Here is a 25,813-nt window from a genome sequence, read left to right on the forward strand (position 1 = left end):
CCGGGCCGGCTCACCGCCGGGGGCGCCCCGCGCCCAGACGCCCGCGGGTGAGGGCCACGACGAGCAGCGCGGCCCCGGCGTAGGTGCCGAACAGGACGAGGTCCACGGTGTCCAGCAGCCCGGTGTGCACCGGCTCCGCGGCCAGCAGGACGAGGTGGTCCTGGGCCGGCGTGAAGCTCGCGTGCAGCAGCACGCACAGCAGCACGCTGCCCGTGCGGTTGTACAGCGGCGTGTAGAGGAACGCGAGGACGAACGGCACCGCGAAGCCCAGCGGCCCGTAGAGCGGGACGTGCCACACCCCCCACAGCAGACCGAGCAGCGCGGTCGCCCGGAGCGGGCCCAGCCGCTCCTGCAGCCGGGGCAGCGCGAAGCCGCGCCAGCCGGGTTCCTCCAGGCCGCCCCCGAGCACCGCCACGAAGGCGAAGGTCGCCAGGTAGGCGGGGGCCCGCTCGAGGGCCAGGGACCAGTCGACCTCCCGGCCCAGCGCCGCGAGCAGGGCGTTGACGACGGCGTACAGCAGCGCGGGCAGCCCCAGCGCCCAGGCCCACCAGCGGGCCGGGACCCGCCACCGCACGATCGCCCGGGCCCAGTCCCGCACCGGCTCCCCCGACAGCCACGTGACGGCCCACGCCGCCACGAACGGGCCGAGGCCGCCGAGCAGGAGCAGCGGCGTGCCGCCCGCCCCGAGCAGCAGGGGCGCCCAGCACGTCCAGGACCACGCGTACGTCAGGACGAAGAAGGCCGGCAGCTGGTGCCGGGCGACCCGCCCCCGCAGGCCCGGCCCGGGCTGCTGTGCCCGTGCTCCGATGTCCGTCATGCGGACCACCCCCCGGGATCGCGGCGACCGGCTCCGCCCCCAGGGTAGGACGCCGGACGCGGCGAGGGGCCGCGTCCGCACGGAATGCTCGGCGCATGACGTGCGGACGCGACCCCTCGGCCGGTGCCCCCGCGCCGGTCGCGGCGGTGGGGCGGGTGCGGATCAGCGGGCCGCGGTGCCCTCGACGTAGTCGGCGTCCGGCGAGGTCCACGCGAAGAGCTTGCGCAGCTCCCGGCCGGTGACCTCGATCGGGTGGGACTCCTCCTTCTCGCGCAGCTTCTTGAACTCGGCGCCCCCGTTGTCCTGGTCCTCGATGAAGCGCTTGGCGAAGGTGCCGTCCTGGATGTCGGCCAGCACGGCCTTCATGTTCTCCTTGACCGTGGGGCTGATCACCCGGGGGCCGGAGACGTAGTCGCCGTACTCGGCGGTGTCCGAGATGGACCAGCGCTGCTTGGCGATGCCGCCCTCGACCATGAGGTCCACGATGAGCTTGAGCTCGTGCAGGACCTCGAAGTAGGCGATCTCCGGCTGGTAGCCGGCCTCGGTCAGGGTCTCGAAGCCGTACTGGACCAGGTGGGACATGCCGCCGCACAGGACCGCCTGCTCGCCGAAGAGGTCGGACTCGGTCTCCTCGGTGAAGGTGGTCTTGATGACGCCCGCGCGGGTGCCGCCGATGCCCTTGGCGTAGGACAGGCCCAGCTCGAGGGCCTTGCCGGAGGCGTCCTTCTCCACGGCCACGAGGGCGGGCACGGCGCGGCCGGCCTCGAACTCGCGGCGCACGGTGTGGCCCGGGCCCTTCGGGGCGACCATGACGACGTCGACGCCCGCGGGGGCCTCGATGTAGCCGTAGCGGATGTTGAACCCGTGGGCGAAGAAGATGGCGTCGCCCTGCTCCAGGTTCGGGGCGATCGACTCGGCGTAGACGTGGCGCTGGACCTGGTCCGGCGTCAGGATCATGATGACGTCGGCTTCCTTGACGGCGTCCGCGACGGTGAGCACCCGCAGGCCCTCGGCCTCGGCCTTGGCCCGGGAGCGCGAGCCCTCGGCGAGGCCGATGCGCACGTCCACGCCGGAGTCGCGCAGGTTCAGCGCGTGGGCGTGGCCCTGCGAGCCGTAGCCGATGACGGCCACGGAGCGGTCCTGGATGATCGAGAGGTCGGCGTCGTCGTCGTAGAAGATCTCTGCCATGGGATTGTCTCCTTGAAGCATGGGTGGGCGCGGCGGGGGCACCGCCGCGAGGTGGTTGGGGTGTCTGTGGGCCGGCGCCCGCGTCCACCGCCGCCCGGGGGCGTCAGTGGCGCAGGGCGCGGTCGCTCATCGACTTGGGACCACGTCCGAGGGCCAGCGTACCGGCCCGGACGATCTCCCGGACGCCGAAGGGCTCCAGGATGTCCAGCAGCGCCCGGAGCTTCTCCGGGGCGCCGGTGGCCTCGATGACGAGCGACTCGGTGGAGACGTCGACAACGGTGGCCCGGAACAGGTCCGCGGCTTGGGTGACCTGCAGACGCGTCGCGGCGTCGGCGCGGACCTTGACCATGATGTGGTCCCGCTGCACCGACGAGTCGGGGGTGAGCTCGACGATCTTGATCACGTTGATGAGCTTGTTCAGCTGCTTGGTGACCTGTTCGAGCAGCTCGCCCTCGGCGTCCACCACCACGGTGATGCGGGAGACGCCGTCGAGCTCCGTGGGTCCCACGGCGAGCGAGTCGATGTTGAAGGCGCGGCGCGCGAACAGTCCGGCCACCCGGGTCAGCACGCCCGGCTTGTCCTCGACCAGCACGGAGAGGGTGTGTCGGCTCATGGGTCAGTCCTCCTCGTCCCAGTCGGGGGTCATGTTGCGGGCGATCTGGATCTGGTCGTTGGACACGCCGGTGGGCACCATCGGCCACACCATCGCGTCGGCGGAGACCACGAAGTCGATCACCACGGGGCGGTCGTTGATCTCGAGGGCCTGCCGGATGACGTCGTCCACGTCCTCGTCCCGGGTGCAGCGCAGGGCGGCGCACCCGTAGGCGTCGGCGAGCTTGACGAAGTCCGGCACCATGATGCTGTCGTGGCCCGTGTTCAGGTCGGTGTTGGAGTACCGGCCGTCGTAGAACAGGGTCTGCCACTGGCGCACCATGCCCAGCGAGGAGTTGTTGATCACCGCCACCTTGATCGGGATCTTGTTGATCGTGCAGGTGGCGAGCTCCTGGTTGGTCATCTGGAAGCAGCCGTCGCCGTCGATCGCCCAGACCACGCGGTCGGGCTGGGAGACCTTGGCGCCCATCGCGGCGGGCACGGCGAAGCCCATGGTCCCCAGTCCGGCCGAGTTCAGCCACTGCCGGGGCCGCTCGTACTGGACGAAGTGGGAGCTCCACATCTGGTGCTGGCCCACGCCGGAGACGTAGACGGCCTCCGGGCCGGTCAGGGCGGAGATCCGCTCGATGACGTGCTGCGGCGAGCCCAGCCCGTCCGCCGGCTTGGGGTAGCCCAGCGGGTAGGTGGCCTGCAGGCTGCTGAGCGCGGTCCACCACGAGGAGAGGTCGGGGCTGCCGCTGCGCTCGAACTCCTGGCGCACGGCGGTCACGAGGTCCGGCAGGATCTCCTTGACGTCGCCCACGATCGGGACGTCGGCGGTGCGGTTCTTGGAGATCTCGGCGGGGTCGATGTCCGCGTGGATGATCTTGGCCGTGGGGGCGAAGGTCTCCAGGTGGCCCGTGACGCGGTCGTCGAAGCGCGCGCCGAGGGTCACCAGCAGGTCGGCCTGCTGCATCGAGTACACCGCCGGGACGGTGCCGTGCATCCCTGGCATCCCCAGGTTCTGCTCGTGGGAGTCCGGGAACACGCCCCGGGCGGTCAGCGTGGTCACCACGGGGGCGCCGGTCAGCTCGGCCAGCTCCATGAGCTCGGCGGCCGCGTCGGCGCGCACCGTCCCGCCGCCCACGTAGAGCACGGGCCGCTGGGCCGCCGCGATGAGCTTGGCGGCCTCCCGGATCTGCTTGGCGTGCCCGCGCGTCACGGGCCGGTAGCCGGGCAGGTCCATCCGGGGCGGCCAGGAGAACGTCATGGTGTCCTGCTGGGCGTCCTTGGCGATGTCCACGAGCACCGGTCCCGGGCGCCCGGTCGAGGCCAGGTGGAACGCCTCGGCGAGCACCCGCGGGATGTCCTCGGCGTGCGTCACCAGGTAGGAGTGCTTGGTGACCGGCATCGTCATCCCCACGATGTCCGCCTCCTGGAAGGCGTCGGAGCCGATCACCTTGGACGAGACCTGCCCGGTGATCGCGACCATGGGGATGGAGTCCATGTGCGCGTCGGCGAGGGCGGTGACGAGGTTCGTGGCGCCGGGGCCGGAGGTCGCGATGCAGACGCCCACGCGGCCCGAGGCGAGGGCGTAGCCCTCGGCGGCGTGGCCGGCGCCCTGCTCGTGGCGGACCAGGATGTGGTTGATCCGGTCCGAGTCCAGGAGCGGGTCGTAGGTCGGCAGGATCGCGCCGCCCGGGAGGCCGAAGACGTCGGTGACGCCGAGCTCCTCCAGCGCCCGGATGACGGCCTGGGAGCCGGTCATCTCCGTGGGGGCCACCGTGCTGCCCGGGCCCATGACGGACGGGACGGCGGGGACGGACTTCTCCGGGGCCCCCGGGGGCCGGTGGTCAGCGGCGGTCTCCGCGCGCTTGGTGGCCATCAGCGCTGGGCTGATCGGCTGTCCCTTGCTCATGTCACTGTCCTTCTGGTCTGGCCTTCTGGGCTGGTGCTGCTGTTCCGGCTCGACTGTCGCTCCGCCGTCGGCGCCGGGCAAGAAAAAAGGCCCTCGCGGCACCGGGAGGTGCGACAGGGCCCGTGCGCTCGACCGGTCGTCGGCTCAGGCCCCGCGTCCGACGAGGACGCGTACCGTGAGCTGGACGACACCGTGGCTGAGTTGCATGCTCCCATGCTCTGCCGCCCGGCCGAGCGTGTCAATCTTCGGACTCCGTGTCCCACGATGTGAGACACGGCACGTCCGGATCACTCCTCCGCGTCCGCCGGGACGTCCAGCCGCCCCTCCTGCTGCAGGAACAGGGGCCGCTCCCCCGCGGCGATGCGCTCGAGCTGGGTCCGCAGCAGCCGCCGCACGCGCGGCTTGTAGGACGTGCAGGAACCACCGGTGTGCGGGGTGAGGATCGCCCCGGGGGCACGGAACAGCGGGTGGTCGCCGGGGAAGGGCTCGGGCTCGACGACGTCGAGGGCGCAGCGGAGCCGCCCGGACACGACCTCCGCGGTCAGCGCGGGGGTGTCGACCACCCGGCCGCGGCCCACGTTGACCACCAGGGCGTCGTCGGGCAGCAGGGACAGCACGCGGGCGTCGACGAGGCCGTCGGTCGCCGGGCTCGCGGGGAGGGCCACCACGAGCACGTCGGCGTCGGGCAGCAGGGCCGGCAGCTCGTCGATGCCGTGCACGGGGCCGCGCTCGTCGGTCCGGGCCCGGGAGGCCACCCTCGTGACCTCGACCTCGAAGGGGAGCAGCCGGTCGACCACGGCGGAGCCGATCTCGCCCACGCCCAGCACCAGGACGCGGCTGTCGGCCAGTGTCCGGGTCTCGAAGCGGCGCCAGATCCCGTCGCGCTGCTGCAGGACGGCGCGGTCGAGCTCCCGCTGGGCGGCGATCATCAGCCCCAGGGCCAGCTCGGCGGTCCCGGCGGCGTGCACCCAGCCCGCCGTCGAGAGGGCGAGGTCGGGCCCGATGGCCTCCGGCACGCCGTCGAAGCCGGTGCTCTGCAACTGCACGAGCCGCAGGCGGGTCGCGGCGGGCAGGGCCCCCGCCCAGCGGCCGGTGAAGTACGGAGCCACCGCCACGTCGATCTCATCGGCGCGGGCCCCGACCGGGTCCCCGGCCATGTCCCACAGGACGTAGCGGAAGCCCGGGACGCGGGCGCTCAGGTGGTCCACGAGCTCCTGCTCCGGGAGGGAGACCACGCGGAGCTCGGAGAGCGGGACGGACGGGGCGGACGGCGCGGGGGTCTGTGCGGAGGGCATGACGGCCATGCTAGACGCCGCCGCCGTCCGGACGGCGGCGGCGGAATGGACAAGGCGGGACGAGCTGGTAGAGTACTTTCTCGTTGCGAGGCGGGACCCGGCGGAAGCCGGCCGGCGCGATTCGGCCCCCGGGCCGGGAGCGTGCTAGTGTTCTTGCCGCACCACCAGCGCCTCTAGCTCAATTGGCAGAGCAATTGACTCTTAATCAATGGGTTCTCGGTTCGAGTCCGAGGGGGCGCACCACAGGAGGACCCCACCGCGGAGCACCGCGGTGGGGTCCTTCGTCGTCCCCGGGGCGGGACGGGCCGCGGGCACGAAAAAACCCGGGGTCGTCGTGCCCCGGGTGCTCCCGCCGGAGGCCGCCGTCCGGCGACCTCGCGCGCCCTCGTGCGGAAGTCGTCCTCGACCCCCGTGCCGACCCGCCCCGCGCCCGTCCGTGCCGGGACCGCGGGCCGCGGCCGTCTCAGGACGCGGTGTCCCCCGCCGTGCCGGCCTCGGCGATGTCGCGCGACTGCTCGGGCGTGGTCGCGTCGGCGGACCCGGCGTCGGTGACGGTCCCGTCCGGCTGGACCCGCAGCTTCCAGCGGGCGCCGCCGAGCGTGGTGATGATGTCGGCCAGCGTGCGGCGCAGGTTCTCGTCCGTGAGCAGCCCGTGGTCCACCAGCTCGTCCTCGAGCTGGGTGGCGGCCTCGAGGATGCGCAGGCCCTCCGGGGTGATCGACACGAGGTGGCTGCGGCGGTCGTGGACGTTCTTGGACCGGTTGACGTGGCCGTGCAGCTCGAGCCGGTGCAGCGTCTTGCCCATGGTCTGGGCCTGCACCCGGACGCGGTGCGCCAGCTGGGCCTGCGTCATGCTCCCCGCCGTCTTCAGCACGTCCAGCGCCATGACGCCCGCGTGGGTCACCCCGAGCGTGGCCAGGCGCTCGTTCCACGCGTGCTCCACGAGCCGGGCCGCGGTGGAGAGCAGTCGGTTGGTCGGCCATTGAGTGGTGAAAGGCATGCAAAGCAGTCTACCGACCTGCACCACGGAATACAGCACCATGCTAAGCAAACTGACGAGCATTTCTTCGCGGGCGGATCCGCGGCGGTCCTCAGCGCTCCCCCGGGACCGCCGGGACCACCGGGACGAGCGCCGGTAGTGTTCGTGGTCCGGGGCCGTCCCGCGGCACCCGACCCTCGCCCGGGCCCGGCCCGGACGGCACCACCGACCCGACGGAGGAACATCCCCATGGCAGCACGTCTCGAACCCGGCAGCCCGGCCCCCGACTTCTCCCTGCCCGACGCCCAGGGCCGGACCGTCTCCCTCGCCGACCACCGCGGGCGGCGGGTGGTCGTCTACTTCTACCCGAAGGCCTCGACCCCCGGCTGCACCACGCAGGCGTGCGACTTCCGCGACAGCCTGGAGCGCTTCGCCGCGGACGGGTTCGCCGTGCTCGGCATCTCGCCGGACTCCCCGGAGGCCCTCGCGCGGTTCGCCGACGCCGAGTTCCTCACCTTCCCCCTGCTCTCCGACCCGGACCACCGGGTCGCCGAGGCGTACGGCGCCTGGGGCGAGAAGAAGAACTACGGCAAGACCTACGAGGGCCTGGTGCGCTCCACCGTGGTGGTCGGGCCCGAGGGCGAGGTGGAGCTCGCGCAGTACAACGTGCGCGCCTCGGGCCACGTGGCGAAGCTGCGCCGCGACCTCGGCCTGGAGGGCTGAGGCTAGGATGGGCGGGGGCCCTGACGGGCCCCTTCGGCGCGAGTGGTGGAACTGGCAGACACGCAGGATTTAGGTTCCTGTGCCCTGACCGGCGTGCGGGTTCGAGTCCCGCCTCGCGCACCCCGCCGTCCCCGGGCACGCCCCGGGGCCGGCCCACGACGACATCCACGACCGATCCGGTGAGGCGGCGAAGGACCCATGGCGCCCAGGCGAACCCCCCGCACCGCGGCCGCGCTCGCGCTCGTCGCGGGGCTCCTCGGCCTCGGCGGGTGCGCCCCCGCGGGCGAGGGGCCCGGCACCCCGACCGCCGCCCGGTCCGTGCCGAGCGGGGAGTTCGTGTTCGCCAACGCCGCCGCCGCCCCCACCCTGGACCCGGCCACGGTCAACATCCTGGAGACGTCCCGGATCGGGGCCCAGATGCTCGAGGGGCTCGTCTCCGCCGACCCCTCCACGGGCGAGGCGGTGCCGGCCCTGGCGCGGTCGTGGGAGACCTCCGAGGACGGGCTCACCTACACCTTCGACCTCCGCCGGGACGTGCGCTTCCACGACGGCACCGCCCTGGACGCGGCGGCGGTGTGCGCGAACTTCGAGCGCTGGGAGGCCCTCGCCGCCGACGGGGCACGGACCCCCTTCGCCACGGTCCTGCGCACCGGCGCCCCCGGCATCGACCCCCTCTACGCGGGGTGCGCCGCGGCGTCGGAGTCCACGGTGGAGCTCTCGCTGACCGCGCCGCACACGCCCCTGCTCCGGGCGCTGACGCAGCCCGCGTTCGGGATCGCGTCCCCCGCGGCCCTGGCGGCCGGCACGCACGAGACGCACCCCGTGGGCACCGGCCCCTTCCGCTACGAGTCGGGGGACGGGACGAACGTGGTGCTGGTCGCGAACCCCGACTACTGGGGTGAGCTCGGGGACATCGGCCGGCTCGAGTTCCGCACGATCGCCGAGCCGGAGCTGCGCTACGTGGCGCTGCGCCTCGGCCAGGTGGACGGCTACGACCAGGTGGGCCTGGACTCCTTCGCCCCGCTCGCGCGCGAGGGCGTGCAGGTCCTCCAGCGCGACCCGTACTCCGTGTCCTACCTCGGCATCAACCAGGACGTGGAGCCCCTGGACGACCCCGAGGTGCGGGAGGCGATCGCCGCCGCCGTGGACCGCGGCGCGATCGTGCGCGAGCACTACCCCGACGGCACCCGGGTGGCGAACCAGTTCCTGCCCGCCCGCTTCGCGATGGACGGGACCGACCTGCAGGTCCCGTCCTACAACCCGCAGCGGGCGCGCGAGCTGCTGGCGGCGTCCTCCTACGCCGGCGAGCCGCTGCGGTTCTACTACCCCCGCGGCACCTCCCGCACCTACATGCAGGAGCCCGAGAAGATCTACGCCGACATCGCGGCCCAGCTCGTGCGGGCGGGGTTCGTGATCGAGCCCGTCCCGGTGGACTGGTCGGACGGCTATGTTCAGCAGATCCAGGACCCGGAGGGCGACCACGCCCTGCACCTGCTCGGCCTCAACGGCGGCTACCGCGACCCGGACTACTTCACGGCCGCCCTGTTCGGCGCCCCCCGCGGGGAGTTCGGCGTGGACGCCGTGTCACTGTTCGGCGCGGTCAACCGCGCGGCGGCGCTGCCCGACGGCGAGGACCGCTCGAGCGCGTACGTGTCGATCAACAACCGCGTCTCGCGGCTGCTGCCCGCCGTCCCGCTGGCCCACCCGATCTCCGCGGTCGCCGTCGGGGACTCCGTGACGTCCTTCCCCCTGAGCTCCACCGGCAACGAGGTCTTCAACCGGGTGGACCTCGGCGCCGCGCCCTGATCACCGGCCCCGGCGCGCGCCCGGCCGCATTCGGGGTTCGTCCGGGCGTGGCGATAGTCTGATCCCGACCATTCACCGGCGCAGCGCCGGGCGTTCAACGGGAGCATCGACTGTGACATCACCTCAGACAACGGAATCGACCGACGTCCTCCTGATCGGCGGAGGCATCATGAGCGCCACCCTCGGCGTGTTCCTCAAGGAGCTCGAGCCGCAGTGGGACATCACGATGCTCGAGCGCCTCGACCAGGTGGGCGCGGAGAGCTCCAACGTCTGGAACAACGCCGGCACCGGCCACTCCGCGCTCTGCGAGCTCAACTACGCGCCCCAGGCCGCCGACGGGTCCGTGAGCCCGGAGAAGTCGCTCGGCATCAACGAGCAGTTCCAGCTCTCCCGCCAGTTCTGGGCCTCCCTCGTGTCCGAGGGCAAGCTGCGCGAGCCCGGCTCCTTCATCAACCCGGTGCCGCACATGTCCCTCGTCTTCGGCGACGCGCACAGCGACTACCTGCGCCGCCGCTGGGAGGCCCTGCAGCCGAACAAGCTCTTCGAGCGCATGGAGTACACCGAGGACCGCGAGAAGATCGCCCAGTGGGCGCCGCTGACCATGCACGGCCGCGGCGCGGGACGCGTGGCGGCCTCCTGGTCCCCCGAGGGCACCGACGTCGACTTCGGCGAGCTGACCCGGCAGCAGGTCGCCCACCTGCAGGCCCGGGGCGGGGAGGTGCGCTACGGCCAGCAGGTCACGGATCTCGACCGGCAGGGCGACGGCACCTGGGTGGCGAGGGTCAAGAACCGCCTCAACACCGAGGGCGACCGGCTCGTGCGCGCGAAGTTCGTGTTCGTGGGCGCCGGCGGCGGCGCCCTGCCGCTGCTGCAGAAGTCCGGCATCCGGGAGGCCAAGGGCTACGGCGGGTTCCCGGTCTCCGGCCTGTGGCTGCGCAACTCCGACGAGGACGTGGCGGCCCAGCACAACGCCAAGGTCTACGGCCAGGCCTCCGTGGGCGCCCCGCCCATGTCCGTCCCGCACCTGGACACCCGCTACGAGCACGGGCGGCGCGCGCTGCTGTTCGGCCCCTACGGCGGGTTCAAGCCCAACTTCCTGAAGCAGGGGTCCTACCTGGACCTGCCCCTGTCCGTGCGCCCGCACAACCTCTACCCGATGACCCGCGCGGGCCTGGCCAACCTGGATCTCGTGAAGTACCTGCTGAGCGAGCTGGCCAAGTCCAAGGGCCAGCGGGTCGAGGCGCTGCAGCAGTTCTACCCGACCGCCGACGGCTCGCAGTGGGAGCTGATCGAGGCCGGCCAGCGCGTGCAGGTCATGAAGCGGGACAAGCAGAAGGGCGGCGTGCTCCAGTTCGGCACCGAGCTGATCACCGCCGCGGACGGCTCCATCGCCGGCCTGCTGGGAGCCTCCCCCGGCGCGTCCACCGCGGTGCCCATCATGCTCAACCTCCTGGCGAAGTCCTTCCCGGCGCGGATGTCCGGGTGGGAGCCGCGGATCAAGGAGCTCATCCCCTCCTACGGCGTGAAGCTCAACGACAACCCGCAGCTCGCGGACGAGGTCATGGGCCGCACCGCCCAGGTGCTCGGCATCAGCTGACACCGCCCCGACGGGCACCGCGCCGCACGCCGCGGTGCCCGCGCGACGAGGCCCCGGACCGGCCGGTCCGGTGCCTCGTCGTCGTCCGGTCCGCCCCGGCCCCCCGGCCCAGCAGGCCCGGGTGACCTGTCGGTACGCGGCGGTACGCTGAGGGGCGTGCGCCCCGGCCCGGCCGGGACGCCCTCGCCCATCCCTCCCCAAGGAGCACGAGTGTTTCTCCTCGCCCGCGCGTCGATGGCCAACCGCGCCCTGATCGTGCTCATCACGCTGTTCGTCGCCCTCTTCGGGGTGCTCAGCATGCGCTCCATGAAGCAGGAGCTCATCCCGTCCCTGGAGATCCCCGCCATCAGCGTGGTCTCGGCGATGCCCGGCGCGTCCGCGGAGGTCGTCGACGAGCAGGTGGGCCGGCCCCTGGAGCGGGCGCTCAACATCGTGGAGGGCCTCGAGAGCTCGGCGTCCACCTCGCGCAGCGGGCTGTCCGAGATCCGGCTCGGCTTCGAGTACGGCACCGACCTGGACCGGGCCCGCAACCAGGTGGAGCGGGCGATCTCCAACGTGCGGACCCAGCTGCCCGACGACGTCGAGCCCACCGCGTTCGCCGGCTCCGTCGCCGACTTCCCCATCGTCTTCCTGGCCGTGTCCTCCGACGAGGACCTCAGCCCGCTCGCCGCCGACCTGGAACGGCTCACGGCCCCGGACCTGCAGCGGATCGAGGGCGTGCGCTCCGCCGAGGTCAGCGGCGCCCCCGAGCAGGTCGTCTCGATCCTGCCGGACCGCGCCGACCTCGCCCGGGCGGGCGCCACGCCCGCGGACATCCGCACCGCCCTGGAGGAGAGCGGCGGGCTGGTGCCCGTGGGCACCGTGGACGACGGGGCCACGACCCTGCCCGTCCAGGCCGGCTCCCCGCTCGACTCCCTGGAGGCCGTGGAGAACGTCCCGCTGCCCCTCCCCGAGGACGCGCCCGACGGCGCCGAGCCCACCACGGTGGGCGCCGTGGCCGCCGTGGAGCTCGCCGAGCAGGAGCAGACCTCGATCACCCGCACCAACGGGGCCCCGACGCTCGCCCTGTCCGTCACCAAGACCCCGGACGGGGACACGGTCGGGATCTCCCAGGCGGTCGGCGAGATGATCCCCGAGCTCGAGGAGGACCTCGGCAACGGCGCCGAGATCACGGCGGTCTTCGACCAGGCCCCCTACATCGAGCAGTCGATCGAGGACCTCACGGTCGAGGGCCTCCTGGGGCTCGTGTTCGCCGTGCTCGTCATCCTGGTGTTCCTGGCGTCGCTGCGCTCGACCCTGGTCACCGCGATCTCCATCCCGCTGTCCCTGCTCGCCACGTTCATCGGGATCAACGCCCTGGGCTACTCGCTGAACCTGCTGACCCTCGCGGCCATCACCCTGTCCGTGGGGCGGGTCGTGGACGACTCGATCGTGGTGATCGAGAACATCAAGCGCCACTACGGGACGGTCGACCTGAGCACCGACCCCGCCAACGCGAAGCGCCGGGCCATCCTCACCGCCGTGCGCGAGGTCGCGGGGGCGATCACCGCCTCCACCCTCATCACGGTCGCGGTGTTCGTGCCCATCGCGTTCGTGGGGGACGTGACCGGCGAGCTGTTCCGGCCCTTCGCCCTGACCACCACCATCGCGCTGCTGTCCTCGCTCGTGGTGTCCCTGACCATCGTGCCCGTGCTGGCGTTCTGGTTCCTCCGGGACCCCCGCCTCGCGCGGCGGGCCCGCCGGGCGCCGGCGGGGCGCCCCGCCCCCTGGGCCGACGGCACGGCCGGTCCCCCGCCCGGCGCCGCGGCCGGGACGCCGCCCCGGCTGGCCCAGGGCTACCTGCCGGTCCTGCGCGGCACGCAGCGCCACCCGTGGGCCACCCTCGGGGTGAGCGTCCTGATCCTCGGCGGCACGGCCGCCCTGCTGCCGGTGCTGCCCACCAACCTGCTCGGGGACACGGGGCAGAACACCATGACGATCGAGCAGGACCTGCCGCCCGGCACCGCGCTCGCGGTGACCTCCGAGCAGGCGGGCCGCGCCGAGGAGGTGCTCGACTGGACCGAGGGCATCGAGGACGTCCAGGTCACCATGGGCCCCGGCGGCGGCTTCTCCGCGTTCCTGCCCGGCAGCGGCACCAACAGCGCCACGTTCTCCGTGACGACGGACGCCGCGGTCGACCAGGAGCGGCTGCGCCGCACCGTCGGCGAGCGCCTGGACCGGCTGGACGGCGCCGGCGAGTTCTCGGTGCGGGGCGCCCAGGGCTTCACGAGCAACGACGTCGAGATCTCCGTCACCGCCACGGACCAGGCGACGCTGGCGGAGGCCGACGACGCCGTGGTGCGGGCCATGCGGGAGCTCGACTCCGCGGGGCAGGTCACGAGCAACCTGGCCGCCACCCAGCCCACCGTCGTGGTCACGGTCGACCGGGCGGCCGCCGCCGCCCGCGGCCTGAGCGAGGAGCAGGTCACGGGGGCGCTCGCCGGCACCGTGAACCCCCTCCCCGCCGGGTCCATCGACCTGGACGCCGACTCGGTGGCGGTGACGATCGGCGAGGGCCGCGCCGTCGAGGACCTCGAGGCGCTGCGGGCCCTGCCGGTGCCGGCCGCGGGCGGGACCGTCCGCCTCGACGAGCTGGCCGAGGTCGAGGAGGCGCTCACGGTCGAGACCATCACCTCGAGCAACGACCAGCGCACCGCCACCGTGGCCGTCACCCCGGGCGGCGACGACCTCGGCGCCACGAGCGGGGAGGTCCGGGACGCGCTCGCGGGCCTGGACCTGCCGCAGGGCGCGGCGGCCGAGCTGGGCGGGGCCGCCACGGAGCAGGAGACCACGTTCCGGCAGCTGGGCCTCGCCGTGCTCGCCGCGATCGCGATCGTCTACGTGGTGCTCGTGGCGACCTTCAAGTCCCTCGTCCAGCCGCTGGTCCTGCTGGTCTCGATCCCCTTCGCGGCGACGGGCGCGGTGCTCGCGCTGCTGGCCTCCGGGGTGCCGCTGGGCCTCGCCTCGCTGGTGGGCGTGCTGATGCTCGTGGGCATCGTGGTGACCAACGCGGTCGTGCTGATCGACCTCATCAACCAGTACCGGGGCCGGGAGCACCGCATGGACCTGGAGGAGGCCATCGAGAAGGGGGCGACCCGCCGGCTGCGCCCCATCGTGATGACGGCCCTGGCGACCATCCTGGCGATGACGCCCATGGCGCTGGGGATCACGGGGCAGGGCAGCTTCATCTCCCAGCCGCTGGCGGTCGTGGTGATCGGCGGGCTGATCTCCTCGACCCTGCTGACCCTGGTGCTCGTGCCGGTGCTGTACCGGCTCGTCGAGGCGCGCAAGGAGGCGCGGCTCCGGCGCCGGGAGGAGCGGATCGCGGCGCTGGCCGCGGCCCCGGGGCGCGGCGCCCGCGGAAGGTGACGTGACACTCGTCACCGTGCGCTCTTTCGTGGACGTTTGCTTCTGAAAACACTCGCGGGCGCACCCCGGTCACTCCCCGTCCGCAGGGTGCAGAAGGTATCATCGCCGCTGGTCACAGGGGGATTCGGTGCTGTGGAGCGGGCGGCGTGCGGGGAGCCCCCGGGAGGCATCCCCCGAAAGGGGGGACACCGGGGCCCGGTGCACCGATGTAACCGGGTCGTAGCATTATCCTGTGACCCGCAGAGAAACAGATCGTGTGCAGAACAGCGCCGACGCCTGGGAGGCCCTCTTCAGGGCCCAGGTGACGGTCATGCGGCGTCTCCAGCGCCAACCCGAGTTCGCGGAGCTCTCCGCCCGCGAGTACGACGTCCTCTTCAACCTCTCCCGCTCCGACGAGGCCGGCATGAGGCTCAACGAGCTCAACGAGTACGTGCTGCTCACCCAGTCGAGCCTCAGCCGGATGCTGGAGCGTCTCGAGCTCAAGGGGCTGGTGCACCGCTGGCAGGACCCGCAGGACCTGCGGGGGCTGCGGATCCGGCTGACCGACCGGGGCCGGCAGATGCAGGTGCAGATCGCCGAGCAGTTCCGGGTGCACGTGCACGAGCTGATGTCCGCGGGCCTGGACCCGGAGGAGCTGCGCATCCTGACCCGGCTCGCCGACCGCCTGCGGGAAGCCGTCAACGAGCTCTGAGCCGCGCTCCCCCGCCGCGCTACAGGGGGAGCACGACCCTGGCTCCCGGGTCCTCGCGGCCGGGGACGGAGGACTCCGCGGCGACCCGCATCCCGCCCAGCGTGATCTTCCCCTGGAGCGTGGTCAGGAACGCCGTCTCGGAGGCGTCGGCGCCCGTGGCGATGCGCACGAACTCCGTGCGCGGGGCGAGCCCGGTGGCGTCGAGGACGTACCAGGCGCCGTCGTGCCAGGCCTCGACCACCGCGTGGAAGTCCATGGGGGACAGTCCGGGCGCGTAGACCGACGCGAGCCGCGCCGGCACCCCGAGTCCCCGCAGCAGGGTGATGAGCAGGTGGGCGTAGTCCCGGCACACGCCCTGCCGGGTGAGGAACGTGTGCACCGCGGTGTCGGTGGCCGTCGAGGAGCCGACCACGTAGTCCAGGTGCTCGTGCACCCAGTCCCGCACCCGCTGGAGCGTCTCGTAGCCGCCGCCGCGGGCCCCGGGGAAGAGGGCGTCGGGGGTGCCGGCCATCTCGTCGAAGGGGCAGAACCGGCTGGGCCGGGTGTAGCGGACGAAGTCGACCGGCTCCTCCGGAGGCGGTGACCCCGCCGGGCCGTCCAGCTCCAGGGCATAGGACACCGTGCACTGCGTGCCGCCCGGCACCCGGGCCAGGTGCAGCCGCGTGCCGTGCAGGTCCTCCGCCTCCTCGAGCGCGACCTCGGTCCCGTCCACGCGCAGGCTCAGGTGCTCGCCGGGGCGGGCGCCTCCGCCGGGGCGGGCGGCCGCGAGGGAGAAGACCGCCAGGTGGTCGGTCTCCGAGGCGAAGTCGACCTCCGCGGAAACGGTGCGCCGGGTGGTGGGCACGAAGGGCCTCCTGGTCGGGGGGAATGTGCGGCGGACCGGTGGCCCGTCCGCTCCATTGTGGCTCACGGGGGCGATTCATCAGTACACTGATCCACGAGACATCCCCCACACGCCCCGCCGCCGGCCGGAGCCCGCGCGCTGCACCCGGCGGCCGACCGCGAAGGACGCAGCATGGCCCAGGACACCACCCAGGACAGCCGCTCCAAGGAGCGCACCGCACCGGATCCCGAGGATCCCCGCAAGCCGGACAGTCCCACCGAGATCAGCAAGCCCTCGTGGGGCTACGTCGTCAAACGTGCGATCTCGGAGTTCTCCAAGGACGACTGCACCGACCTCGCCGCGTCCCTGACGTACTTCGCGGTGCTCTCCCTCTTCCCCGCGCTGCTCGCCATCGTGTCCCTGCTCGGCGTGTTCGGCCAGGGGCAGGCCACCACCCAGGCGATCACCGGGTTCCTCGAGGGCGCCGCCCCGCCCGAGCTCGTGACCCTGCTCGAGGATCCCATCAACAACCTCACCTCCGGCACCGGCGCCGGGCTCGCCCTCGTCGTCGGCATCGTCGGCGCACTGTGGACCGCCTCCGGCTACACGGGGGCCTTCGGCCGGGCCATGAACCGCATCTACGAGGTCGAGGAGGGCCGGCCCATCTGGAAGCTGCGGCCGATGAACCTCCTCGTCACGCTGATGCTGGTCCTCATCGTGGTCCTCATCATGCTCATGGTGCTGATCTCCGGGGGCATCGCCCAGTGGGTGGGCGACCTCGTGGGGCTCGGCACCACGGCCGTGACGGTGTGGAACATCGCCAAGTGGCCGGTCGTCGTCATCCTCGCCGTCCTGCTCATCGCGGTGCTCTACTACTTCACGCCCAACGTCCAGCAGCCCAAGTTCCGCTGGATCAGCATGGGCTCGATCGTCGCCCTGGTCGTGGCGGCCGTGGCCGCACTGGCCTTCACCTGGTACGTGAGCAACTTCGCGTCCTACAACGCCACCTACGGCATCATCGGCTCCGTCATCGTCCTGCTGCTCGGTCTGTGGATCATCAACAACGTGCTGCTGCTGGGCGCGGAGATCGACGCCGAGGTGGAGCGCGGCCGCCAGCTGCAGGGCGGGATCAAGGCCGAGGAGACCATCCAGCTCCCGCCGCGCGACACCCGCCAGGTCGACAAGAAGGACAAGAAGGCGGAGAAGCTCGTGGACCAGGGCCGGAAGCTGCGCCTCGAGCACGAGCACCTCGACTACTCCTCGGACGACTCCGGGAAGGACGCCGACAAGGCCTCCGGCAGGAGCTGACGGCCGACCCCGGCGGCGGACCCGTGGTGCTGATCCACGGGTCCGCCGCTTCGTCGTGCCCGGCCCGGGGCCGCCGCCCTCCGGCGCCGCACCGCGCGCCCCCGGCGTCCTTCCCTAGACTGGGGAGCGGTGTTCCGGACCGGAACCGTCACGTCGTCCGCAGGAAGGTCCCACTCATGCACGAGGTCAGAGCCGTCGTAGTCACCGCGAAGAACGCACCAGCCACCCTCGAGACGATCCTCGTCCCGGACCCCGGGCCCGGGGAGGCGCTCGTGGACGTCCTCACCTGCGGGGTCTGCCAGACCGACCTGCACTACAAGGTCGGTGCCGTGGGCGACGACTACCCCTACCTGCTCGGCCACGAGGCCTCCGGCGTGGTCGCCGCGGTCGGCGAGGGCGTCACCGAGGTCGCCGTCGGGGACAAGGTCATCCTCAACTGGCGCGCCGTGTGCGGGGAGTGCCGGGCCTGCCGCAGGGGCGAGCCCTGGTACTGCTTCGCCACCCACAACGCCTCCCAGAAGATGACGCTCGCCGACGGCACGGAGCTCTCCCCCGCCCTGGGCATCGGGGCGTTCGCCGAGAAGACCCTGGTCGCGGCCGGTCAGTGCACCAAGATCGAGGGCGAGCTCGAGGACCACCAGTACGCCGCGGTCGGCCTGCTCGGCTGCGGCGTGATGGCCGGCATCGGCGCCGTCCTCAACACCGCGAACGTCCGGCGCGGGGAGTCCGTGGCCGTGATCGGCTGCGGCGGCGTCGGCACCGCGGCGATCGCCGGGGCCCAGCTCGCCGGGGCCACCACGATCATCGCCGTGGACCTCGACGACGAGAAGCTCGCCACGGCGCAGACGTTCGGCGCCACCCACACGGTGAACTCGAAGGAGCAGGACCCCGTCGCGGCGATCCAGGAGCTCACGGGCGGGCACGGCGCCGACGTCGTGGTCGACGCCGTGGGCGTCGCCGCGACCTTCCAGCAGGCCTTCGAGGCCCGCGATCTCGCCGGACGGCTGGTCCTGGTGGGCGTGCCCGCCCCCGGCACCACCTGGGAGATCCCGCTGGACGAGGTCTTCGGCCGCGGCGGGTCCATCAAGTCCGCCTGGTACGGCGACACCCTGCCGAACCGGGACTTCCCGATGCTGGTGGACCAGTACCGGCTGGGCCGGCTGGACCTCGACGGCTTCGTCACCGAACGGATCGGGATCGAGGACGTCGAGCCCGCCTTCGAGCGGATGACCGCCGGCAAGGTGCTGCGCTCCGTCGTGGAGCTCGACCGATGAGCGCCGTCGACGGCCACGACGGCGAGGCCCTGCCCGACCGGGAGCGCGCCCACCCCGCCGACCGCGGCGCCGTTCCGGTGCGGCCCGCCGAGGGCGCCGGCCGGGCCCGCATCGACCGGCTGGTCACCTCCGGGACGTTCTCCCTCGACGGCGGGACCTGGGACGTCGAGAACAACGTGTGGATCGTGGGCGACGACGACGAGTGCGTGGTGATCGACCCGGCCCACGATCCCGCCGCGGTGGTGGAGGCCGTCGCCGGGCGCACGGTGACCGCGGTCCTGCTCACCCACGCCCACGACGACCACATCCGCTCCGTCAAGGAGGTGGCCGGGCAGGTGGGCGGGACGATCCACCTGCACCCGGAGGACACGGTGCTGTGGGAGCAGGTCTACCCGAAGACGCCCTTCGACGCGGCGATCGCCGACGGGGACGAGTTCACCGTGGCGGGGACGACCCTCACCGCGCTGCACACCCCGGGCCACTCCCCCGGGTCCGTGTGCTTCTGGGCGCCGGGACTGGGCGAGGGCGGGGTGCTGTTCTCCGGGGACACCCTCTTCCAGGGCGGCCCCGGCGCCACCGGCCGGTCCTGGTCGGACTTCCCCACGATCGTGGACTCCATCCGCGAGCGGCTGCTGACGCTGCCCGAGTCCACGGAGGTGCTCACCGGCCACGGCGACACCACCACGATCGGTGCGGAGGCCCCGCACCTGCAGGAGTGGATCGACCGGGGCCACTGACCGCGCCCCCGGCCGGTACGGTCCCGGGTCCGGTGGACTCAGAGGTCCACGGGACCGATGCGCCGCCAGCGGTGCACGAAGGTCAGGGCCGTGGCCAGCAGGACCGCCGCGGAGAGCACCGGCACCAGTGCGGCGCTCCGGTAGCCCCAGGACTCCCCCCACCACCCGGACAGGGCGAGCCCCCCGGTCAGCCCCACGCTCATCACCGCGGTCATGACGGTGGTCAGGGCCGTGACCCGGGGGCTCGGGGCCACGAGCCGGGCGATCTCGTAGACCGCCACCAGGCACGGTCCGGTGGTCAGCCCGGCCAGCGCCAGCACGACCACCATCCCCGCGGAGTCGTCCGGGATGGTCAGGAGCATCGCGGCGAGCACGGCCCCGGCGGCCGCCGCCACCCAGCGGTTCCACAGCCGCAGCTCCTCGGTGCGGGCGGACGCGGCCACCGCGGCCAGCGCCGAGGTGAACCCCGAGACCGCGTACAGCCAGCTGACCGAGACCACCGCGTCCACGGCGGTCGCGAAGACGAGGACCGCTCCCAGGGTCGACCCCACGAGGGCCCCCAGCGCCCCCATCCCCAGCACGGGGAGCAGCCGGAGCTGCCGCGCCCGGCGGCGGCGGTTGCGGGCCGCCCGGTTCGGTGCGGCCGCGACGGGCGGCAGGAAGTGGACGAGCCCCCGCGGCAGGCGGGCCGAGCAGTGCAGCAGGAACACGGTGGTGCCCACGAGGGTCAGGGTGGCCGCGAGCACCAGCACGGCCACCGGCCCGAGGGTCACGGCCACGAGCCCGGTCACCGCGGCCGCCAGGACGGTGGCCAGCGAGTCCATGACGCTCTCGTGGCGCAGCGCGGTGTCGAAGAGGTCCTCCCGGGAGTCCCGGCGCAGCAGGGACCACCAGCGCAGCCGGCACGCCACGCCCATCTGCGGCAGCACGAGCCCGGCGAGCAGGCACGGGAGCACCAGCTGGGCGGGGGCCGCCCCGGGGTCGGCGGCGAGGTCCGGGAGCCGGCGCACGAGCCACCACACCACCAGCGGGTTCACGAGGGTGAGCAGCACCAGGCCGAGCTGGCGCCGGCGCCACGAGGCGGCCGCGCCCATGGCCAGCCCGCACACCGCCGAGCCGAACGTCACGGCGGCGGCGCAGAAGGCGCCCAGGGCCGGGGACCCGGAGATCAGCGCCACCGTGGTCAGCACGCCGAGAGGCACCATGGTCTGGGGCAGCCGCACGAGCAGGGTCAGCACGGGGTACAGCGCGCCGCTGACGGCGGCGAGCTCCCGGGAGTCGGCCAGGGGCGAGCGGGCGGCCGTGCTGAAACCCCCGAGGGGCTCGGCGGCGCGCGCACTGCTCACGAGGTACCTCCGCATCCTCCCGACGGCGGCCGGGCACGGACCAGCCTAGCCCCGCCGCCCGGAGGATGACGGAAAGCGACGGCCCCCCGCGGCGGGCGGAGGATCCGGCGGCCCTGCCGGACCCGGCAGGGCCGCGGGCTCACCGCTCCCGGACCGGCGCGGCGGACGCGGCGGGCGTCGCCTCCGCGGCCGGGGCGTCCTCCTCCGCGGCGGGCGCCCCGGCGCCGCGGCGCGGCCGGGAGAGCGTCGCCGAGCGGTGGACCAGACCGGCCACGAGGCCGCCGAGCAGCGGGGCCACCCAGAACAGCCACAGCTGGTCCAGGTGGCCGGCGCCGGCGACCACGGCGGCGCCGGTCGAGCGGGCGGGGTTCAGCGACCCGCCGTCGAACGGCGCGGTGATCGTGAGCAGGAACGCGAGGGCCGCACCGATGGCCACGGGGGCGAGCACCGCGTTGGCCCGCGGCGCGGTGGAGCCCAGGACCACGAGGGCGAACAGGGCGGTCGCCACGAACTCGACGAGCAGCACGGTGGTCCACCCGGCCTGGGAGGTGGAGCTCTCCCCGAAGCCGTTGGAGACCGCGCCGAGGACCTGCGCGGTGGTCGAGGAGTCGAGCAGGCTGATGAGCACCGCCCACAGCACGCCGGCCGCCGCCAGGGCGCCGAGCACCTGGGCCACCACGTAGCCGATCGCGGCCCGCGCGGGCGTGCGCCCGGCCACGACCGCGGCGAGCGTCACCGCGGGGTTGAAGTGCCCCCCGGAGACGTGCCCGAAGGCGACGATCGCGGCGACCAGGCCGAGCCCGAAGCCGAGCGCGGAGTCGATGACCTCGGTGGCGAACATGCCCGTGCCCAGCCCGGCGAAGACCAGCAGCGCCGTCCCGGCGAACTCGGCGGCCCACTGGGCCGGCGCGGACGCGGCCTCCGGGGCGCCGGCGGGCACGGTGTCCTTGCGCGCGGCGACGGGCACGGGCGCCGCGAGGCCCGCCGTGCCGGGGGCGGCGCCGTCGTGGGCGGTGCTGTCGGCCGCGTCGGCGCCGGGGCGCGCGGTGGTGCCGGGAACGTGGTGACTCATGGATTTCTCCTCAGGGATCGGGGCGGCACGGTGGGGGTGCCGTGCCGGCGGGGCGCCGGGCGCCCGTGCCATGCAACCACAGTGACCTGAAGGGCGGTTGAACCCGCCCCGGGCCGTGTCGGCCGCCGACTACACTGACCGCATGCCCGCACCCCTGCTCTCGCCCGACGCCGGCCTCGACCCCGCCTGGCCCGAGTACGCCGACTCCGTGCGCGCCGCCCTGCTGGGCGGAGCCCTCGGGGACGCGCTGGGCGGCCGCGCGAGCTCCGGTCCGCGCTCCCGCTCCGCGGCGGCCGGCGCGGACGCCCTCGCCGAGGCCGCCGACGGCACCGCGGTGCTGCGGATCTCCGACGCCACCCAGCTGACCCTCTACACCCTGGACGCCCTGCAGGAGGTCGTCGAGTGGGCGAACCAGGGCCACGGCGCCGACGAGACCGCGTGCCTGTGGCTGGCCTACCTGCGCTGGCTGGGGACCCAGGGCGAGCGCCACCCGGCCGAGGCGCCGCGGCCCCTGCCCCGCCCGATCGACGAGCACGAGATCCTGCACGCCGTGCGGGAGCCGGACGGAACGGTGCTGGCGGCCCTCCGCTCCGGCCGGATGGGCGAGGTCGAACGCCCCCTGCAGCCGGAGGCCAAGGGCGCCGGACCGGTGCTGCGCTCCTCGCCGTTCGGTCTGCTCCCCCACGTCGGCTGGCGCACGCTCGCGCCCCTGGCCATCAACGGCGCCGCCCTGACCCACGGGCACCCCGAGGCGCAGACCGCGGCGGCCGTCCAGGGCTTCGTGGTCCACGCCGCCGTGCGCGCCCGCCGGGAGGGCCTGCCGCGGCCGGTCGCGGCCGCCGTGGCCGCCGCCCGCGAGACCGCCGGGAACCTCACGCGCCCGGTGGCCGAGACCCTCGCCCGGCTCGAGGACGCCGTGCGCGCCGCCATGCGGGAGGACCCCGACCCCGCGGCGCTCGACCGGCTGCTCGGCGCGGGCGGGGCCGCCCCGGAGACCCTGGCGGGCGGCCTCGGCGCGGCCCTGCGCGCGGAGGCCGAGGCCCCGGGCGCCGGGGACCCGCAGGCCGTGTTCCGCCGCGCGGTGGAGCTGGCCACCGCCGGCACCGACCACCCGGTCGCGGCGGGGGCGATCGCCGGCGCCGTGACGGGCGCGGCCCTCGGGACGGCCGCGCTGCCGCCGGAGTGGCGCGCCCGGCTGGACGCCGGGGACGTGGTGTCGGAGACGGCCGAGCGCTGGCTCAGGGAAGTGGGGGCGCCGCCAGCCGCTTGACGTTCAGTCCCGCGCCGGCGAGCAGCTCCCGGACGGTGCCCGCACCGGCCCGGTGGACCAGGTCCACCACGATCCCCGCGCAGGCCCGGGCGTCCTCGAGGGCGTCGTGGTGGCGGCGCAGCGGCACCCCGGCGGCCTCGGCCGCCCGGGGCAGCGCGTAGGACGGCAGGTCGTAGCCGCGCCGGGCCAGCGCCAGGCTGCACGCGTACGCCAGCGGGGCGTGCCGCGTGTCCGTCTCCGCGCACGCGGCGCGGATCACGCCCATGTCGAAGGCCGCGTTGTGCGCCACCACGAGCTCGTCGGGGTCCTCGGCCAGGATCCAGTCCTCGATCCGCGGCCACAGCTCGGCGAAGCCGGGGTGGCCCGCCACCGTGTGCTCGGTGATCCCGTGGATGCGCGTGTTCCCCGGGTCGAAGTCCGCGCGGGTGCGCGGCGGGCGCATGTAGGCGGAGCGCTCCGCCACCACCCGTCCGCCGCGGACCCGCACGAGGCCCACGGCGCACGGCGAGCCGATGAAGCGGTTCGCGGTCTCGAAGTCGATGGCGGTGAAGGAGAGGGACGACGGATCCGCGGCGGGCCGGTCGGTGGTCGTGTCGGGGGAAGCGGGACGAGGCACCGGAACAGCCTACTGCGCCCGCTCAGGCGGAGACACCGCGCAGGTTGGTCTCGATCCAGTCGTCGGCCCGGGCGATGGACTGGTTGACCTGGGCGGTGTCGAGGTCGTGGTGCAGCGCGTAGGCGACCGCCTGCAGCGGGAACGTGCGCGCGTGCAGCCGGGCCCGCTCGTAGACGGTCTCCGAGACGGCGGCGCGCAGGGTGTCCCAGCCGTACCACAGCCCGAGGGACGCGGCGTCGTGCGCGGGGTCGGACAGGCAGGCGTGGTCCCAGTCGATGATGCCCGTGAGCTCGTCCCCGTCCCCGTCCCACAGCATGTTGTGCCCCATGAGGTCCCCGTGCACCAGGGTCGGTGCCACGGTCGGCAGCGCCGCGAGCTCGGCGACGGCCCGCCGCGCGGCCTCCTGGTTGCGGGGCAGCAGCCGCGGGATGACCTCGTCGAGCAGCACGTGCCGCCGCCGGTGGCCGCCCCAGTGCTGGCCGGGACGATCGAGGTACCGTGCGAAGCCCGAGGTGTCGACCTCGGCCAGCTCGGTCAGCACCCGGTGCAGCACGGCCGGGTCGCCGTGCCCGGGCGGGTGCGGGTGCCCGGGCAGCCAGGTCAGACCCACCCCGGTGTAGCCGTGGGAGACCACCACTCCGGTGAGCGGCCGCGGGGTCGCGAACGAGAAGCGGGGCAGCCTCCGCAGCACCTCCGTGCGGCGCTGGACGTGCTCGCAGACCGTGGCGTTCTTGGCGATCCGCACGGAGATCACGTGACCCACGTTCACCACCACGTGGGCGGACCCGCCGGCGTGGACCTCCCACTGGCCGGGGTCGGCGCTCATGCCGGCTTCGCGCAGCACGGCCTCGACGGCGCCGGCGAACGGCAGGTGGTGGAGCTGCGACCAGGGCATGGTCAACTTCCTCGGTTCGGACGTGGGTCAGTCGGGGACGGCGGCGGGGTCGAGGGCGGTCAGCAGGTGCGGGAGCAGGGCCCGCATCGCGCGCCCGCGGTGGCTGATGGCGTTCTTCTCCGCGCGCGTGAGCTCGGCGCAGGTCCGGTCGGACCCGTCGGGGCGCAGCAGGGGGTCGTAGCCGAAGCCGCCGTCCCCCACGGGCTCCCGCAGCAGGGCGCCGCGCAGCGTCCCGGTCTCCACGTGCTCGCGTCCGTCCGGGGTGACGAGCGCGGCGGCGCACACGAACTGCGCGCCGCGGTGGACGTCGGGGACGTCGGAGAGCTGGGCGAGCAGCAGCCGCAGGTTCGCGGCGTCGTCGCCGTGCCGGCCGGACCAGCGCGCGGAGAAGATCCCGGGGGCTCCGCCCAGCACGTCGACGGCCAGGCCGGAGTCGTCGGCCACGGCGATCAGCCCGGTCGCGGCGGCGGCGGCGCGGGCCTTGAGCAGGGCGTTGGCCTCGAAGGTGGTGCCGTCCTCGACGACGTCGGGGGCCCCGGCCGCGGCGGCGTCCACGACCAGCCGCTCGACGTCGGCTCCGGGCAGCGCGGGCGCGAGCAGGTCCCGCAGCTCGGCGAGCTTGCCCCGGTTGTGCGTGGCGAGCACCACCCGGGCGCCGTGGTGGTCACCCATCGCCGGCCTCGCGCAGGGTCTCGACCTGGATCTGGGTGAGCTGGGCGCAGCCGGCCAGCGCGAGGTCGAGCAGGGCGTCCAGCTCGGCGCGGTCGAAGGGGGCGCCCTCGGCGGTGCCCTGCACCTCCACGAAGTCGCCGGACCCGGTGACCACCACGTTCATGTCGGTCTCGGCCCGCACGTCCTCGACGTACGGGAGGTCCAGCATCGGCACGCCGTCGATGATGCCCACGGACACGGCGGCCACCGTGTCGGTGAGCGGCTGCGCGCGGCGGGCGACGAGCCCCTCGGCCCGGGCCCACCCGATCGCTTCGGCGAGGGCCACGTAGGCGCCGGTGATGGCCGCGGTGCGGGTGCCGCCGTCGGCCTGGAGGACGTCGCAGTCCAGGACCACGGTGTTCTCGCCGAGGGCGGAGAGGTCGATGACCGAGCGCAGGGAGCGGCCGATGAGCCGGGAGATCTCGTGGGTGCGCCCGCCGATCTTGCCCTTCACGGACTCGCGGGCGGACCGGGTGGACGTGGCCCGCGGGAGCATCGCGTACTCGGCGGTCACCCAGCCGCGGCCCTCCCCCTTGAGCCAGCGCGGGACGCCCTCGGTCACGGACGCGGTGCACAGCACCCGGGTGCTGCCGAACTCGATGAGGGCGGAGCCCTCCGCCTGCTGGGACCAGCCGCGGGTGATCGTGATGGGTCGCAGCTCACCGGGCGAACGGCCGTCCGACCGGGTCACCCCCGAGGTCGAGAGGGCCGGTGCGGTCTGGTCGACGGGGGAATCCATGTGGTCCAC

At 73.8% G+C, this 25,813-nt stretch carries 22 protein-coding genes and 2 tRNA genes; 11 read left to right on the plus strand and 13 right to left on the minus strand.

Annotated features, from left to right (window positions below; translation table 11 throughout):
- Window positions 1-10: 10 nt before the first annotated feature.
- From ACP7CD_RS01480 to ACP7CD_RS01500, 5 genes are all read right to left on the minus strand, one after another.
- Window positions 11-817: a CPBP family intramembrane glutamic endopeptidase gene (locus ACP7CD_RS01480; RefSeq protein WP_109243471.1), complete on the minus strand. Its 807-nt coding sequence runs from the start codon at window positions 815-817 to the stop codon at window positions 11-13.
- 162 nt (window positions 818-979) lie between these two features.
- The gene (gene ilvC / locus ACP7CD_RS01485; RefSeq protein ID WP_017833217.1) at window positions 980-2,005 is read right to left on the minus strand and encodes a ketol-acid reductoisomerase; all 1,026 of its coding nucleotides are present in this window, start codon (window positions 2,003-2,005) and stop codon (window positions 980-982) included.
- A gap of 103 nt (window positions 2,006-2,108) precedes the next feature.
- Window positions 2,109-2,618, minus strand: coding sequence for an acetolactate synthase small subunit (gene ilvN, locus ACP7CD_RS01490; protein WP_017833218.1), 510 nt, complete (start codon window positions 2,616-2,618; stop codon window positions 2,109-2,111).
- A 3-nt stretch (window positions 2,619-2,621) separates the two neighbouring features.
- Window positions 2,622-4,514 carry an acetolactate synthase large subunit gene (locus tag ACP7CD_RS01495; RefSeq protein ID WP_017833219.1) on the minus strand — a complete coding sequence of 631 codons (1,893 nt, stop codon included), beginning with the start codon at window positions 4,512-4,514 and terminating at the stop codon, window positions 2,622-2,624.
- 287 nt (window positions 4,515-4,801) lie between these two features.
- Window positions 4,802-5,809, minus strand: a complete 1,008-nt coding sequence (locus tag ACP7CD_RS01500) for an NAD(P)-dependent oxidoreductase (RefSeq protein WP_313960166.1) — start codon at window positions 5,807-5,809, stop codon at window positions 4,802-4,804.
- 167 nt (window positions 5,810-5,976) lie between these two features.
- Here ACP7CD_RS01500 and ACP7CD_RS01505 point away from each other — a divergent pair.
- Window positions 5,977-6,052: transfer RNA gene (locus ACP7CD_RS01505), tRNA-Lys, on the plus strand.
- Window positions 6,053-6,272: 220 nt separating this feature from the next.
- Here the strand turns inward: ACP7CD_RS01505 and ACP7CD_RS01510 are convergent.
- Window positions 6,273-6,809: a MarR family winged helix-turn-helix transcriptional regulator gene (locus tag ACP7CD_RS01510; RefSeq protein WP_017833221.1), complete on the minus strand. Its 537-nt coding sequence runs from the start codon at window positions 6,807-6,809 to the stop codon at window positions 6,273-6,275.
- 228 nt (window positions 6,810-7,037) lie between these two features.
- On the opposite strand from ACP7CD_RS01510, the gene bcp reads away from it, so the two are divergent.
- The 6 genes from bcp (at window position 7,038) to ACP7CD_RS01540 (ending at window position 15,013) form a co-directional block, all read left to right on the plus strand.
- Window positions 7,038-7,511 carry a thioredoxin-dependent thiol peroxidase gene (bcp, locus tag ACP7CD_RS01515; protein WP_426118570.1) on the plus strand — a complete coding sequence of 158 codons (474 nt, stop codon included), beginning with the start codon at window positions 7,038-7,040 and terminating at the stop codon, window positions 7,509-7,511.
- A 36-nt stretch (window positions 7,512-7,547) separates the two neighbouring features.
- Window positions 7,548-7,631, plus strand: a tRNA-Leu gene (locus tag ACP7CD_RS01520).
- A gap of 78 nt (window positions 7,632-7,709) precedes the next feature.
- Complete coding sequence (locus tag ACP7CD_RS01525) at window positions 7,710-9,317, plus strand: ABC transporter substrate-binding protein (protein ID WP_426118572.1); 1,608 nt, start codon at window positions 7,710-7,712, stop codon at window positions 9,315-9,317.
- A 112-nt stretch (window positions 9,318-9,429) separates the two neighbouring features.
- On the plus strand, window positions 9,430-10,914 hold the full coding sequence (locus ACP7CD_RS01530) for a malate:quinone oxidoreductase (protein WP_176337590.1): 1,485 nt from the start codon (window positions 9,430-9,432) through the stop codon (window positions 10,912-10,914).
- Window positions 10,915-11,124: 210 nt separating this feature from the next.
- Window positions 11,125-14,322 (plus strand): efflux RND transporter permease subunit, encoded by a 3,198-nt coding sequence (locus ACP7CD_RS01535; protein WP_426118575.1) that lies wholly within the window; start codon window positions 11,125-11,127, stop codon window positions 14,320-14,322.
- A gap of 256 nt (window positions 14,323-14,578) precedes the next feature.
- Complete coding sequence (locus ACP7CD_RS01540) at window positions 14,579-15,013, plus strand: MarR family winged helix-turn-helix transcriptional regulator (protein ID WP_017833225.1); 435 nt, start codon at window positions 14,579-14,581, stop codon at window positions 15,011-15,013.
- 19 nt (window positions 15,014-15,032) lie between these two features.
- Here ACP7CD_RS01540 and ACP7CD_RS01545 read toward each other — a convergent pair whose 3' ends face one another.
- A complete protein-coding gene (locus ACP7CD_RS01545) occupies window positions 15,033-15,857 on the minus strand; it encodes a transglutaminase-like domain-containing protein (RefSeq protein WP_426118577.1) in 825 nt (274 codons plus the stop codon).
- Between the two features lie 171 nt (window positions 15,858-16,028).
- Between ACP7CD_RS01545 and ACP7CD_RS01550 the strand changes: the two genes are divergently transcribed.
- The 3 genes from ACP7CD_RS01550 to ACP7CD_RS01560 all read left to right on the plus strand — a co-directional run bounded on the left by ACP7CD_RS01550 (window position 16,029) and on the right by ACP7CD_RS01560 (window position 19,155).
- Window positions 16,029-17,144 (plus strand): YihY/virulence factor BrkB family protein, encoded by a 1,116-nt coding sequence (locus tag ACP7CD_RS01550; protein ID WP_136341679.1) that lies wholly within the window; start codon window positions 16,029-16,031, stop codon window positions 17,142-17,144.
- A 176-nt stretch (window positions 17,145-17,320) separates the two neighbouring features.
- Window positions 17,321-18,418 carry an S-(hydroxymethyl)mycothiol dehydrogenase gene (locus ACP7CD_RS01555; RefSeq protein WP_035928878.1) on the plus strand — a complete coding sequence of 366 codons (1,098 nt, stop codon included), beginning with the start codon at window positions 17,321-17,323 and terminating at the stop codon, window positions 18,416-18,418.
- Entirely contained in the window at window positions 18,415-19,155 is a 741-nt protein-coding gene (locus ACP7CD_RS01560; protein ID WP_241482894.1) for an MBL fold metallo-hydrolase, read from the plus strand. The genes ACP7CD_RS01555 and ACP7CD_RS01560 overlap by 4 nt, the downstream gene beginning before the upstream one ends.
- 38 nt (window positions 19,156-19,193) lie before the next feature.
- Here the strand turns inward: ACP7CD_RS01560 and ACP7CD_RS01565 are convergent, their stop codons facing one another.
- Entirely contained in the window at window positions 19,194-20,501 is a 1,308-nt protein-coding gene (locus ACP7CD_RS01565; RefSeq protein WP_290467898.1) for a hypothetical protein, read from the minus strand.
- 139 nt (window positions 20,502-20,640) lie between these two features.
- Complete coding sequence (locus ACP7CD_RS01570) at window positions 20,641-21,573, minus strand: aquaporin (protein WP_426118581.1); 933 nt, start codon at window positions 21,571-21,573, stop codon at window positions 20,641-20,643.
- 142 nt (window positions 21,574-21,715) lie between these two features.
- On the opposite strand from ACP7CD_RS01570, the gene ACP7CD_RS01575 reads away from it, so the two are divergent.
- Window positions 21,716-22,843, plus strand: a complete 1,128-nt coding sequence (locus tag ACP7CD_RS01575) for an ADP-ribosylglycohydrolase family protein (protein WP_336649756.1) — start codon at window positions 21,716-21,718, stop codon at window positions 22,841-22,843.
- Here the strand turns inward: ACP7CD_RS01575 and ACP7CD_RS01580 are convergent.
- From ACP7CD_RS01580 to rph, 4 genes are read right to left on the minus strand one after another with little or no spacing between them, the layout of a single operon-like run.
- Entirely contained in the window at window positions 22,812-23,459 is a 648-nt protein-coding gene (locus ACP7CD_RS01580; RefSeq protein WP_020380579.1) for a 3'-5' exonuclease, read from the minus strand. The genes ACP7CD_RS01575 and ACP7CD_RS01580 overlap by 32 nt on opposite strands.
- A 22-nt stretch (window positions 23,460-23,481) precedes the next feature.
- Complete coding sequence (locus ACP7CD_RS01585; protein ID WP_017833237.1) at window positions 23,482-24,354, minus strand: phosphotransferase family protein; 873 nt, start codon at window positions 24,352-24,354, stop codon at window positions 23,482-23,484.
- Window positions 24,355-24,381: 27 nt separating this feature from the next.
- A complete protein-coding gene (gene rdgB / locus ACP7CD_RS01590) occupies window positions 24,382-25,026 on the minus strand; it encodes an RdgB/HAM1 family non-canonical purine NTP pyrophosphatase (protein ID WP_109222126.1) in 645 nt (214 codons plus the stop codon).
- Entirely contained in the window at window positions 25,019-25,804 is a 786-nt protein-coding gene (rph, locus tag ACP7CD_RS01595; protein WP_035928869.1) for a ribonuclease PH, read from the minus strand. Before rph ends, rdgB begins: the two co-directional genes overlap by 8 nt.
- Window positions 25,805-25,813: the final 9 nt, after the last annotated feature.

The organism is Kocuria sp. LHG3120, assembly GCF_049897445.1.
Classification (GTDB): domain Bacteria; phylum Actinomycetota; class Actinomycetes; order Actinomycetales; family Micrococcaceae; genus Kocuria; species Kocuria rosea.

Excerpts from the sequence above, each read along its gene's own strand:
- ACP7CD_RS01480 (WP_109243471.1), bottom strand. The coding sequence starts at position 817 with ATGACGGACATCGGAGCACGGGCACAGCAGCCCGGGCCGGGCCTGCGG.
- ACP7CD_RS01500 (WP_313960166.1), bottom strand. The coding sequence starts at position 5,809 with ATGCCCTCCGCACAGACCCCCGCGCCGTCCGCCCCGTCCGTCCCGCTC.
- ACP7CD_RS01550 (WP_136341679.1), top strand. The coding sequence starts at position 16,029 with ATGGCCCAGGACACCACCCAGGACAGCCGCTCCAAGGAGCGCACCGCA.
- ACP7CD_RS01570 (WP_426118581.1), bottom strand. The coding sequence starts at position 21,573 with ATGAGTCACCACGTTCCCGGCACCACCGCGCGCCCCGGCGCCGACGCG.
- ACP7CD_RS01525 (WP_426118572.1), top strand. The coding sequence starts at position 7,710 with ATGGCGCCCAGGCGAACCCCCCGCACCGCGGCCGCGCTCGCGCTCGTC.
- ACP7CD_RS01510 (WP_017833221.1), bottom strand. The coding sequence starts at position 6,809 with ATGCCTTTCACCACTCAATGGCCGACCAACCGACTGCTCTCCACCGCG.
- rdgB (WP_109222126.1), bottom strand. The coding sequence starts at position 25,026 with ATGGGTGACCACCACGGCGCCCGGGTGGTGCTCGCCACGCACAACCGG.
- ACP7CD_RS01585 (WP_017833237.1), bottom strand. The coding sequence starts at position 24,354 with ATGCCCTGGTCGCAGCTCCACCACCTGCCGTTCGCCGGCGCCGTCGAG.
- rph (WP_035928869.1), bottom strand. The coding sequence starts at position 25,804 with ATGGATTCCCCCGTCGACCAGACCGCACCGGCCCTCTCGACCTCGGGG.
- ACP7CD_RS01560 (WP_241482894.1), top strand. The coding sequence starts at position 18,415 with ATGAGCGCCGTCGACGGCCACGACGGCGAGGCCCTGCCCGACCGGGAG.
- ACP7CD_RS01575 (WP_336649756.1), top strand. The coding sequence starts at position 21,716 with ATGCCCGCACCCCTGCTCTCGCCCGACGCCGGCCTCGACCCCGCCTGG.
- ilvN (WP_017833218.1), bottom strand. The coding sequence starts at position 2,618 with ATGAGCCGACACACCCTCTCCGTGCTGGTCGAGGACAAGCCGGGCGTG.
- ilvC (WP_017833217.1), bottom strand. The coding sequence starts at position 2,005 with ATGGCAGAGATCTTCTACGACGACGACGCCGACCTCTCGATCATCCAG.
- bcp (WP_426118570.1), top strand. The coding sequence starts at position 7,038 with ATGGCAGCACGTCTCGAACCCGGCAGCCCGGCCCCCGACTTCTCCCTG.
- ACP7CD_RS01555 (WP_035928878.1), top strand. The coding sequence starts at position 17,321 with ATGCACGAGGTCAGAGCCGTCGTAGTCACCGCGAAGAACGCACCAGCC.
- ACP7CD_RS01495 (WP_017833219.1), bottom strand. The coding sequence starts at position 4,514 with ATGAGCAAGGGACAGCCGATCAGCCCAGCGCTGATGGCCACCAAGCGC.